The sequence below is a fragment of the Fodinibius sediminis genome, from assembly GCF_900182555.1.
Classification (GTDB): Bacteria; Bacteroidota; Rhodothermia; order Balneolales; family Balneolaceae; genus Fodinibius; species Fodinibius sediminis.
Window position 1 is genome coordinate 141,664 of sequence record NZ_FXTH01000009.1, and the last position, 12,693, is coordinate 154,356.

At 42.9% G+C, this 12,693-nt stretch carries 10 protein-coding genes; 3 read left to right on the plus strand and 7 right to left on the minus strand.

Features of this window, described 5'->3' with window-relative positions; all coding sequences use genetic code 11:
- Positions 1–779 precede the first annotated feature (779 nt).
- A complete protein-coding gene (locus tag FN808_RS11375; protein ID WP_142714720.1) occupies positions 780–2,129 on the plus strand; it encodes a hypothetical protein in 1,350 nt (449 codons plus the stop codon).
- A 585-nt stretch (positions 2,130–2,714) separates the two neighbouring features.
- On the opposite strand, the gene FN808_RS11380 is transcribed toward FN808_RS11375, so the two are convergent.
- From FN808_RS11380 to FN808_RS11410, 7 genes are all read right to left on the minus strand, one after another.
- Positions 2,715–3,416, minus strand: coding sequence for a potassium channel family protein (locus FN808_RS11380; protein ID WP_142714721.1), 702 nt, complete (start codon positions 3,414–3,416; stop codon positions 2,715–2,717).
- Positions 3,417–3,439: 23 nt separating this feature from the next.
- Entirely contained in the window at positions 3,440–5,293 is a 1,854-nt protein-coding gene (locus FN808_RS11385) for a TrkH family potassium uptake protein (RefSeq protein WP_142714722.1), read from the minus strand.
- Between the two features lie 33 nt (positions 5,294–5,326).
- The gene (locus FN808_RS11390; RefSeq protein ID WP_142714723.1) at positions 5,327–5,722 is read right to left on the minus strand and encodes a hypothetical protein; all 396 of its coding nucleotides are present in this window, start codon (positions 5,720–5,722) and stop codon (positions 5,327–5,329) included.
- A 41-nt stretch (positions 5,723–5,763) separates the two neighbouring features.
- A complete protein-coding gene (locus FN808_RS11395) occupies positions 5,764–6,003 on the minus strand; it encodes a hypothetical protein (RefSeq protein ID WP_142714724.1) in 240 nt (79 codons plus the stop codon).
- Positions 5,996–7,858, minus strand: a complete 1,863-nt coding sequence (locus FN808_RS11400) for an ATP-binding protein (RefSeq protein WP_185958364.1) — start codon at positions 7,856–7,858, stop codon at positions 5,996–5,998. Before FN808_RS11400 ends, FN808_RS11395 begins: the two co-directional genes overlap by 8 nt.
- Positions 7,859–8,036: 178 nt before the next feature.
- A complete protein-coding gene (locus FN808_RS11405; protein ID WP_142714726.1) occupies positions 8,037–9,362 on the minus strand; it encodes a sigma-54-dependent transcriptional regulator in 1,326 nt (441 codons plus the stop codon).
- Positions 9,363–9,701: 339 nt separating this feature from the next.
- The gene (locus FN808_RS11410; RefSeq protein ID WP_142714727.1) at positions 9,702–10,592 is read right to left on the minus strand and encodes a helix-turn-helix domain-containing protein; all 891 of its coding nucleotides are present in this window, start codon (positions 10,590–10,592) and stop codon (positions 9,702–9,704) included.
- Between the two features lie 196 nt (positions 10,593–10,788).
- Here FN808_RS11410 and FN808_RS11415 point away from each other — a divergent pair, with 196 nt between their 5' ends.
- Both FN808_RS11415 and FN808_RS11420 read left to right on the plus strand, forming a co-directional pair.
- Positions 10,789–11,535 (plus strand): carboxymuconolactone decarboxylase family protein, encoded by a 747-nt coding sequence (locus FN808_RS11415; protein ID WP_142714728.1) that lies wholly within the window; start codon positions 10,789–10,791, stop codon positions 11,533–11,535.
- A gap of 63 nt (positions 11,536–11,598) precedes the next feature.
- The gene (locus FN808_RS11420; RefSeq protein WP_142714729.1) at positions 11,599–12,672 is read left to right on the plus strand and encodes an NHL repeat-containing protein; all 1,074 of its coding nucleotides are present in this window, start codon (positions 11,599–11,601) and stop codon (positions 12,670–12,672) included.
- The last annotated feature ends 21 nt before the right edge of the window (positions 12,673–12,693 follow it).

The following is a 12,693-nucleotide window of genomic DNA, read 5'->3' on the forward strand; positions in this document are numbered from 1 at the left end:
TAATAGCTTACCATCCAAATACATTCCAGAACGTTTCCCATAGCTACAAGTCATAGATGGAGGCATATTAATTTAGATTTATATTTTTCCAGCTTGCTTCATTCATCCGCCGGCTGGCAGATTTTCCTGTCGTAAATTACAAGATTTTAAATGGTCTGCAAGAGTTTTTCTTGTAAGATAAGCTACCAAATACGCATTTTTTCCTACTTTAAAATATAATTATGAATAGGCGTTATTTGAAAATTATATTAATTTATCCTGATAAAAATTACTACAGCAGATATAACTGATGGTCACCCTTTATCATGAACTCCTCATGGGAAATGGTATAACCTGTTTTCGGATCAGCAATGCCTCTTCCAACATCAACCTTTTCAGTTTCTGATATGTTGTTCTACCAAGCATCAGGAGTAATTACTTTGGTTCATCGATCTTAGCGGTGCCCAAAAATTGAGTGACCGAATATTCCAGGTCCGTTATTCCTATTTCACGTTCAATGCGAAGATTTTCATGCATATCCTCCTCTCATCCCAACAACTGCTATCTAAGCTGTAAAGTCAGCGATAACAAACGTGTTGAACAGCCGGGGTTATGATTTGAAGCTTCTTAAGTACCCTCCACATTTAATATTCCAGCTGGTTCCCCGCAAAATGTAAAGTAAGTATCAGATCCATTCGTATTCTTACTTCAATTTATCCGAATAGTATAATATATAGCTATCATATTATTTAATTATAGTTAAATAAATTATTCAATAACTTTAATAAATAAACAGACTTATGCCTATTCCCAAAAAAGGAATTGCTCTTTCACTAAAGAAAGCAACCCCAACCCAGCTGGATGTTGAATCCTTAAAAAAACAGTTGCATCATGTAGGATTAACATGCAAACATACGAGCACAGAGAACTTAAAAGAATATAAAGAAGAGGTGATATCCCAGTTTCCTCCGGGCGAAGTGAATACGTTTGGAATCTTAAAGTACAAGGAAAATCCGAATGGAAGCCCCCATTTCAATGATGAATTAGGACCCCTGGAAGCCGACTACAACGGGTTAGAATCCTCCTCAAAAGGCAACTGGGAGCCATCAGACACCGGTCTGGGGTACTCTTCTGAACTTGAGTACATTCAATTTCCAACACATTTTGACTATCTGATGAAACACCGGCCCTCCTTTACCGGAGTTACTGAAGAACCCCCGGTCTATAGAGGCAATTACAATACGGTGGAAGCCATCAAGAATCTCTTTACCAATGTTGGCACGACAGCATCATCCACACTGGTAAAGGGGTTAGATAAAAGCTCCATAGAATCGGTGTTGAGTAATGCGATAGCTCCGCTTAACGACAAGAATGCAAAGGATTATGATGAGACGGATAGCAGAGTGATTTTTTTAGTGGATAATTATAACGATAAAACAGAAGAAGCAGATGCCATCGGGGTTTTAACCATTAACTGGCATTTGAAGATAAAGGATTATAAAGAGAAGAAAGAGTCGCTAAAACACAAAACGTGCTTAAAAATCCGTGCACGGACGGTACTGTATGATGATATCAAAGTGCTGCATGCCGACAAAAAATTCGTGGAATCCCATTTTAAAAGCAAAGCGTACTGTTTAAGCATCCCTCCCAAGCATCATGGTCTTAAGATCTTTGACCGTCGACCTCCTGCTACAGAAAACACCTTTAACCGCGGTCTTCCGGTCATTTCAAAGGAGAAGTATGTGGAAGTGATTATACTTCATTCAGCAAATTTGGAGGAGGTGGGATGCCTGGATAATACGAATTCGGATGTCTCTTCCAAGTACAGTAAGAGCACGACCAGTGGCTTTACCTTTTCCATGAGCCAGACATTAAGCGCGGAACTGTCCTTTGAGGCCGATGTCGAATTTGTAAAAGCAGGAATAAAAATCGGTTTCAGTCTCACCTTCACGGAAACATGGAACAAAAGTCAGACGGAGACCATCGACTATTCCGTTCCCGCTGGTAAAAAAGCCTTTGTTTATCAGGGCTATCTCCATTCATCCATCCTGCGATACAACCCTGAGAGCGACACCTATAAATACGTCGACAACGGGAGGTTCTTGACGAATATCTTTAAAACGAGCGAGGAACCTATCCTGGATAATTAAATAGAGAAGGTAGAGTATAATGCCAGTTGCGTATTGTACTCTACCCTTTTTTATTTTACATTAAATTTTCGCCCTATTTCATTGTTACTCAATAAATAAAAGAATTTAGTAAAGTACTTGGCAAGAGGGGTATGATTGATTTTTATATTGGATATCGGTTCCTGATCTCCTTCAAGGTTATGGTATCCCGTCCAGTCCACCAATCAAAAAAATGATCTCTCCAGTTTACCTTTCCCGCCGCCGAACAACAGATGGTCGACATTTTTCCATTTTCAAAAACCGTCTTGCCGATGCGTTACTTCAGCACCCTTCCGCTTTTTTTACTCTTTGACTGCCTGTCAATATTATACTAACATCGAATAGATGAGATGCTAAACACCATATCAAGCGAGAGAAATAGGTTTGAGAGATAAAGGTTTAAAGGCCTCAGTAGCACCCGGGCGCTGTCCTCCCTCCCTGGCGGGGTGGGCGAAGCCGAAAGCCGCCCCTGTTTGTGCAAGTGCAATTTTAAGAAAAAGAGAAAGCGTTCAATTACCGAATTGTGTAGCCATTGCCAACAATTTTAAAAGTACTTGGAAGCTTATATCAATTTGCTTCCAGCATTTTATCACAATGTTCCTTGGTTCCCACCAAAATAAATCGATCCCCCTTTTTGATTTCTGTATCTCCGGCTAAGATTCCAATCGGTTTATACTGTTCCTTTAACGTAGTTTCACTTATTGTTTCTTCTAATCTTTTGATGGTAATTAGATTCAGATTATACCTCTTCCTAATATTGAGCTCTTCCAGCGTATAACCCACCATTGAATCAGGAGCCTCAACTTCAAACATGGCCAGCCCCTCTCCCAAATCAAAAACGTCCGACATCCCTCTTCTCACCAGGGAGACGCCCATCCGTTCGGCTACCTGCCGCTCTGGATGAATGACATCCGTAATTCCAATTTGTTTTAAAATTTGCTCCTGCAGATAACTTCCTGCACGGCCATAAACTTCTTTGACCCCGGAATTTAGCAGGTGCATTGCAATAAGCGCCACAGGTTCAAATGATTCACCAATGGAAATAATAGCAACATCAACATTGGTAATGCCATGGCTTTCCAATAATTCAGGATCTGTGGCATCAAAGCAGATGGCATCAGAAACATATTCCTTGACCTGGTTAATATGCTCCATATTGTTATCGATTGCGATTACATAAGCCCCTTCTTCAGACAGCTTTTTAGCTAAGGCGCTCCCAAAGGCCCCAATTCCAATAATTGCAAAATGCAGTTCTCGTCGTCGTTTCATAACAGTCAGTTTCTAAAGTTAAATCAGGAAACCATGATGGTTTCTTCCGGATATTCATAGTCATGCGTGTCGATGCGACTGGCAAAAGCAACCATGAATGTCAGAATGCCAACGCGGCCCAAAAACATTGATACCACGATTATTACCTTGCCCCATGGAGTAAGATCAGATGTTATACCACGAGACAGACCAACAGTCGCAAAAGCTGAAATCTCTTCAAAAAGCAAATCCATAAACGCATGATCCTCCACAATCGACAATAAAATGGTGCTCATGCCTATGCATGAGGCAGCTAAAAGTATCACGGTCATCGCTCGAAAAATGACACGATTGGGTACGGTTCGTTTAAATAATTCCATTCTGTCGTAGCCCCGAATAGTCATCACAAGGGATCGCATAAGAACCGCAAAGGTAGTTGTCTTAATACCGCCTGCTGTAGATGCCGGAGAGCCACCAATAAACATCAGAATCAGCATTACCAGGGTTGCGGAGATACCTATGGCCCCGGTATTAATGGTATTAAATCCCGCAGTTCTTGTTGTCACGCTCTGAAATAAAGACACCAAAACCTTGTTGCCCCAGCTGTACCCGGCCAGGGTTTGATCCCACTCCATAGCGAGAATAAATGCAGTACCGATAACAATAAGTACAGCCGTTGTCACCAGCACGGTACGGGTGTGTATGGAAAGCCTCCTGCGCCAACGGGATCGGTCTGTCTTAGTACGAATCATTTCCCATATGGTGGTAAAGCCAAGACCTCCCAAAACAATAAGTATGATTGTCGTAATATTAATTCCCAGGTTGGTTGCATTTGCACCGTCGGCAAGACTGTTGGTAAACAAGGAAAATCCCGCATTGCAAAAAGCAGAAATAGCATGGAATATGGAAAACAATATTCGCTGGCCGTGTGAGGGAAAGGATACTTCCCAGCTTATATAATACCCTATGGCTCCGATGAGCTCGACAGCAAAAGTAAATCCGACCACCTGTTTCAGGGTGGATGTCACCAGGCTCGTATTACTTTCACCGACCATCCCCTTTAGGGTATTCATTTGTCCAACCCCAAGGCCACCACTAATAAACAAGAACAAAAAGGTGGCAAAGGTAACAATGCCTATTCCCCCCAGCTGGATCAGCGTAAGGATTACCAGTTCCCCAAAAAGGGTAAAATGTGTTGCAGTGTCCACCACAATAAGCCCTGTAACACAAACCGCACTGGTCGAGGTAAATAAAGCATTAATAAACATCAGCCCCTGACTATCCTGCGTGGCCCCCGGCAACATAAGCAGAAACGTACCACTGGCAATAAGAGACAGAAAACTGTAGACGAGGAAACGAGCGGTATTTTTTTGCTGGTCCAGGAGCTCGGGCAAATACTGCAGAAATTTTATGACTACAATAAACAGCAGATAGCCCTTAAGAAACTGTAGGAAAATCCGTTCCGGATTTGGTGCATCACCCGAAAGAAATGCAATAACCCCAATGGACGATACCCAAATATCAATTAATAAAATAATCGAAAAGATTGATACAATGCCTTCAAACCATCGTTTTTTGAGATAATTCCGGTGATCATTGGTTAAGGCTAACCGCAGCAGAAAATTTGCCACGAATCCGAAAAGGATCCATCCCTCAATCTGCCGGTTTAAATGAACAAGTTCGGGGGTCAGTTCAAAGCCGATGGGAATAAGGACGCTGGCTATCACCAATACGCTAAGCAGTACCGTAAATGCCCTTAAATAAGGATGGGCCACCTTATCAATTTCATAAATATCATCCTGTAGGTAGCGGAAGTTCAGATTTAAATCTTTTTTAAATACGCGCCATTTCTGCAGCAGCTGTACCCACTTTTGTTTCCAACGGTAAGGAAGTTTCATGCGTGAAGACGGTCTGTTTTGGAGATGGGTATGTTAGGATACCTGCTTTATTTCAAAATGACCCTGGGACTCGGCATCAGTTTTAACATGTTTGATGCAATAGGTTTGCTGGGGAGGGTTAGCCGTTGAAACCCGAACATTAACTTCTGAAACGGGTAACAGTTTTTTTGCCTGCAGCTTTAATGCACTGAGTTCTCTCCGGACCTTTTGAAGGTGAATCTCCACCCGTTGTAATTCTTCCTCATACTGGTTAAGCTGCTCACCCAACTTCAGGGATTCTTTATAGCTAAGCTGGCTCTTGTCAGTCTGAGGTTTCTTTTGTTGCAATGCCTCTCTATGCTGTTTTAGCCTTTCCAGCTCTCGCTGATGTTCAAGTATGCTTTGCGCTTTTTCGGCTAGTAAATGCTCCTTGTGTAGAATCTCGTCCATTGTTGCTTCCATTGATTCTGTGCTTGTCTCGGTTATAACTATTAGTGTTCAAATTCGCCTATGTCGTACTTTTCCAAATAATGGTCAATTGTTTTCTGAATCTTTTCTTGGGCTTTTTCCCGGGTACCTGCCTCTACGCTAAAATCCACTTTCATATTTTGCTGTTCCGGTAGCATCGCTTTAGCTATAACCCTGGAACCCACCTTCTCACCTTCTGAAGGATCAAATTCGTCGATTTCATATATTTCAGCTCCACGGTATATGCCTAAAAATTTAGTCATGATTTAACGGCCTGCTTGTTTGTAGGGTGAAATAAAAGCTACTTCCTTCTCCGGGTTCACTTTCAACCCATATTCTACCTCCCTGGGCAATAATAAATTCCCTTGCGATAGAAAGGCCCAGACCGGAACCACTGCGGTCTTTGGGGCCTTTGTCTACCTGATAATATTTATCAAAGATTTTATCCAGATCATCAGGAGCAATACCAACCCCCGTATCTTGCACCACAAACCGGATGAAATAGGGATCTTCATCTTGTTGTGCTTTCAGGGTAACATACCCGTTGTTATCGGTGTACCTGATGGCATTGGCAATGAGATTAACCAGCACCCAGACCGTCTTTTGTGGATCAGCCTCAACGGGAGGAAGCCCCTCCTCCACATCTATGTCCATAACCAAATCTTTCTGCATGGCCTGGATAATCATCGTTTCGTAGGCATATTCCAGCAAGTCCTGTGGGTCAGATGAACTCATATTCAGCTGGATATTCCCCGACTCAATTTTAGACAGGTCCAGCAGTTCCGACGTTGTTTGTTTCATACGGCGGACATCTTTTTTTATGCTGGCCACCAGATCCTGTTGTTCAGTGTTAAGTTTTCCTACACGCTCATCTGAAAGCAAACGCAGGCTCATATTTATGGATGATATTGGCGTCTTCAGCTCGTGAGAAACCACAGATATAAAATTCGTTTTCGCCTGATCAAGCTCATGAAAACGAGTCACATTCTTCAGTGTAATAATGTTCCCCAAATGTGAATCCTGTGAAGACTCTTCCCCGTTTTCATGGTGGACGGGCATAACCTCAATCGAATAATAATGCTCATCCGTCTGACCTACCTTCACATAGCCTGTATCATCCTCGAGATCCACTGAAAGAGATTGCATAACTTTATGGAACAGGTCATTCTGTGAGGCAATATCCGGACCATACTGCCCCACCAATGATCCTTGGGGCCGGCCAATAAGTTCTGCCGCTCTCTCATTGACAAATAAAATGGTATTTCCCGCATCCAACCCAATGACCGCATCCCCCATGTTATTAATGATGGTTTCAACGCGTTTTTTTTCGCTGACGATGCGGTCAATATTACTATTTTCATATTCCTGGAGTTTGCTGGCCATTTGATTAAATGCTTCGGCCAGCTCCTGATACTCGTCCCCCGTTTGAAATTCTAATACCTGGTTGTAATTTCGGTTTGCTATGGCTTTAATCCGTCTGATAAGTTCCTGGATAGGATCAACGATATAGTTCGGAAAACGGATCAGCATCAGAATACCCAGTATTGAACAAAGACCGCCAATGATACTCATGTAGAGGGTAATGTTTGAAGCTGTTTGTTGGGCTATATTATTCTTACGATGAATGGCATCAACATTCATCGTTGTCAGTTGGCTTAAATTCTGCTGCACACGGTGGTAAGCTGAAGCAATCTGCTGATTTAGGGGTACCGAAAAAGTACGCTGATTGGATTCCCCTGATTCAATAAATCCAATCAAAGCCAAATAATTTTTTTCCAGCTGGCGGGTAAGTTCCTGTTCGCCGGTTTCCGTGATATTGGCTTTCTGTTTCTGGAGTACCTCCTCAAACTGACGAGCTGATTGCTGGTAGTCTTTGGTATCCACACTATCTGAACCAGTTACTCTAGCTACAGATAACATTTGTGAGGTATATAAATCATTAAGAGATTGCTCCATCTGCTGTGCATACGAAACCGAACGAATGTTATCCTGGATAATAGCTCCAGAATTTTCTGCCAGCATATTGATGAACAGGGAGCCACTGATCCAAAGAAGAACTACAAATCCGGCTAACAGGCCAATGCCTACATATAACTTTGACTTTATTCCAATATTCATTTTGGTATGCATTTAGTGTTACAAATTGAAAGAATCGTGCCAGCCCGATATGAATATCCAAAATATAAGGGTAATCGCCTCTCTGTTCATTTAAAGACCATTAAGGCACGAAATAGAATAGGAAAGACAATATAAAGTCTCCCATTATGGGAGACCCGGCATCCCAAATCGGGAGAGCCTACAGATCGTACTCTTGAATTTTCCGGTAAAGCGTACTCGTCCCAATACCCAATATGCCGGCGGCTTTGGTCTTGTTACCATCCACCTTTCTCAGTACCCCTTTGATATGGGCACGTTCAATTTCTTCCAGTGTACTTGTAGGGGACGGGATGGAAAAATCTTCTCTTTGCCGAAGCTCCTCCGGCAAAAGATCCGCTGTAATACAATCACCTTCGGCTAAAATAGCCGCACGTTCAATCACATTTTTAAGCTCCCGGATATTTCCCTTCCAGGGGTAATCCTGTAATAATTGCAAGGTATCTTCATTGATCTTTTTGACGCGGTTGTTGACGCGGCCAAGAAAAAAATCAGCCAGTATGGGAATATCAGCTTTGCGCTCTCTCAGTGGAGGAATGTCGATTGTAAACCCTGCCAGCCGGTAGTACAAGTCGTCCCTGAAATTTCCTTTCTCAGCTCTCTCTTTTAGTATTTTATTTGTCGCCGAAATTATGCGAACATCAACGGATTGCCTTTTCGTATCCCCGAGCTTTGTAAAAGTCTTGTTTTCAAGAAACCGTAACAGTTTGGCCTGCAGGCTAATATCCATCTCCCCGATCTCATCCAAAAATAAGCTTCCAGTATGAGCTTCCTCGATAAGCCCCTTCTTCGTTTCATCAGCCCCGGTAAAAGCACCCTTTTTATAGCCAAAAAGTTCAGATTCCAATAAATCCTTGGGAAAAGCACTGCAATTTACAGCAACAAAAGGGGCATTTTTTCGCTTGCTTGCCTGGTGGATTGCTTGGGCAAAAAGCTCTTTCCCGGTGCCTGTTTCCCCCTGTAACAGAACACTTATCTCAGAATCAGCCACCTTCCGGGCCATCTGTTTAGCCCGCTGGATAGCACTTGATTCTCCAATGATGTTTTTAAAACTGTACTGGCTGTCCATGCGCTGTTCTAAATGTCGCAACTTGGACTGCATCTGTGCCTTTTCCACCGCCCGCTCTACCACTACATGAATATGGTCATCCTCATCCCCTTTGGTTATGTAGTCAAAAGCCCCTTGCTTCATTGCGTTTACGCCATCCTGGATGGTACCAAAGGCTGTAATAACAATAACTTCAATGAGTGGATATTCCTCCTTTATCCGCGATAATATCTCCAGCCCATTGCCATCGGGGAGTCTCACATCCGTAACAACGACACTGATGGTCTCCTTTTTCAGTATGCTAAATCCTTCACGGGCATTTTTGGCCTGAAAAATAGTAAAACCTTCCAGTCCAACCACCCGTGCCAGCAATTCACGAAAGCGTTCTTCATCATCAATAATTAAGACATTTTTGTTCATTGTGCATGGGTTTTTCTCGATTTATCCACTGTAAAGATATTGCTAAATATCTGTCCAGCAAATAATAGAATTATATGATCTGTACTCAGTAATCTAAATCAAACAACTCAACGACAATTAATAATACACCAGTTCGTCTGAAAGTGTGGCATCCATACACTGGGTACAATAAAAAGGGTTGTGAATGACCGCAATAGGTCGCTTTCCATGCTGAAATACTCCAACTGTTAAGCGAAGATTAGATAAGCAAACAGGAGAATATGCGCTCTAAAAAACGGTTTAAATGATAAGCTGCCCGGACAATGTCCTCATATGAATAGACAATTGTTCATTTCCATTCTACTGCCGGTATTCAGTTGGAGAAGAACCCACGTGCTCCTTGAACATCCGGCTAAAATGCTGGGGATAGCTGAATCCCAATTCATACGCAATTTGGCTGATCGATTTGTCCGGGTCAAAAATTCGTTCTTTGGCAATATCGATCAGTTTCAATTGAATGTGTTCCTGGGCTGACTTTCCTGTTTCTTTTTTGATCAAATCACCAAAATAGTTGGCAGACAAATGACACTCTTCTGCAAAATAAGCAACGGTGGGTAATCCTAAATCCCGGGGTTTATCTGATAAAAAATAGTCATTCAACAGTTCTTCAAATTTTTCCAACACTCCCCTGTTAACACTGTCTCTTGTAATAAACTGGCGATCATAAAAACGTTCACAGTAATTCAAAAACAGTTCGATATTAGACGCAATGAGTTTTTTGCTGTGCTTGTCGATGGATTGCTTCAATTCAAACGCTATCTTTGAAAAGCAATCCAGAACAATCTGCTGTTCACGATCCGACAGATGCAGGGCCTCATTCGTATTGTAGCTGAAAAAACTATACTCATTTTGAATTCTTGCGATGGAAGTACCGTGTATTAAATCCGGATGGAACACCAGCCCGTGCCCCATGGGCTGATACGGTTCTGTTTTATCTTCGACATCAATAACCTGACCGGGCGAAATAAAGACCAGGGTTCCTTCCTGATAATCGTAATAGTTACGGCCGTATTTCAAATTTCCACATGCTACATCTTTCAGCACAATGCAGTAAAGTCCAAAATACATTTTTTTGCCGGTACGCTTTTCCGCCTTGGAAAAATCAATCACACTGACCAAGGGGTGCAATGTATCATGATTATTAAAGTCATTGTATGTACGAACGGTATCAAACCTGTAGATCTGTGACATATCTGCTGTTGTTTTAATACAAATGTAATTATTCCTGGATCGCAATAACAGTGGTCAGAGGAATGATCCGTAATATTGGTTAGCAATTCCGTAATCGGTATAACGAAGAGCCAAAAATAATACACTATCTTTCCTTTGTATCATCAAAGAGGAACGGTTTATTGAATTTATAACAAACATAAACGTTTAAGCTTTTATGCAAAATGGGAACCCAAAGGTTCATATAATCATTTTCCTGGTTATCTCCCTATTCAGCATTTCGAACACAACAGATGCACAAAATAACACCGGTAACCATCAATCGCTTAGTGAAAAGCAACAAAGCATTGTCCTTATATCCGCATATACTGCCATAGGCGATCTTGAAAAGTTGGAACCTGCCCTGCGACGTGGCCTGGAGGCCGGTCTTACCATCAATGAGATCAAGGAAGTGCTGGTACATCTATATGCCTATTGTGGCTTTCCGCGCAGCATCAGGGGGCTTAACACATTTATGGGGGTATTGGATGAACGTAAAGCCAACGGCATCACCGATGAACTGGGCCCGGAAGCCTCTGCCATCATGGATCAAAGAAGCAAGTACGAACGGGGCGTGGAAACCCTTCATGAACTGACCGGCGAAGAATGGGGAAACCCGGAATCGGGTTACGGCGCTTTTGCCCCTGTCATCGACACTTTCCTTAAAGAGCATCTGTTTGCCGACATCTTTGAACGCGACCTATTGACGTATCGGCAGCGAGAACTGGTGACAATTGCTGCACTCAGCAGTATGGGAGGCGTTGAGCCCATGCTGGGAGGCCATATAAGAATTGCACTGAACATTGGTGTTACGGAATCCCGGCTTCAGCAACTCTTCTCCATCATGGAGGCTAATGTGGGTAAAGAAGAGGCCCATACAGGTCTCGAAGTTCTATCCCAGATTATGATTTCAAGAAACCAATAAGGAGACCGGGAAAAGAAATTCCATTCGCAAAACAGATTTTAATAAAAAAACATGGAGATCATTATGAAAAATATAAACCCTGAAAAAATCTATTGTAAAGAATTCAGCTATCGATTCAACGAATACAAGTTTATTCTTTCCCTTGTTACTGCAGTACTGACTATTGGTATCCTGCCCCCTCCGGTATCCGCACAAGCGCAGGATACGGGTTCTTTTCCGGTCGGGAATCCCCTTGGCCTAACGTCTGAAGGTGAATTTAGACCCATCTCATCCAATATAAAAGTATATGGAGCTATCAATTCTGCAGAAAGTTGTATCTATGACCCGGACCGGGATCTTATTGTAGTGCCGAGTCGAGGGGCCCCACAGAGTCTTCGGACCAATGACGCCTGGGTTTCCCTCATCAATCACGACGGATCGGTCCACACCTCGAAATGGATTGGCATTCAGAATTCAGACCAGCGCAGCGATTTGTCCCCGCCCCTGGTATTCAATGATCCGCTGGGAAGCGAAATAGCAGACGGCGTTCTCTATTTTGCCGATCGCGACGGCGGTACCGGCAGTGATGACCCAACAGTTGCCGTTATTCGCCGGTTTGATTTAAAAACGGGTGCGCCCCTGGAAGAAATTCGAATCGAAGATTCCCCCTGGATCAACGACCTTGCCGTTGCAAAGGATGGAACAATTTACACCACGCAAACCGGCGACCTGGGACAAAATCCCGATCCGCAATCCTGGCGGGTATGGGAAATCTCTCCGGAAGGGGATATTTCTGTATTTGTCGTAGGCAACCCAATTAATGTCCCAAACGGCATTGCAATAGATCAGGACGGAAATATTGTCGTAGTCAATTTTGGAAACAGAGAGGTATTGACCTTTACTCCCGGCGGAGAATTGGTGGAGACGGAGAAAGCTGTTCAGGCGGGAGGCGATGGAATAGAAATCATGCCTGATGGTACCAAATATATTAGCAGTGTGAGGCAGGGAGGTATTTCCCGAATCAGCCCCGGTGAGCCTGCCGAGCTGATTGCAGAGAACATCCCAAGCGCTGCTTCCATATGCTATGATTCGAAGGCCAATCAGCTTGTTGTTCCGATGACGTCCCAGAATACGCTTGGGTTTATTCCGCTCGACTAACGGGTCTTCTCAAAACATCTA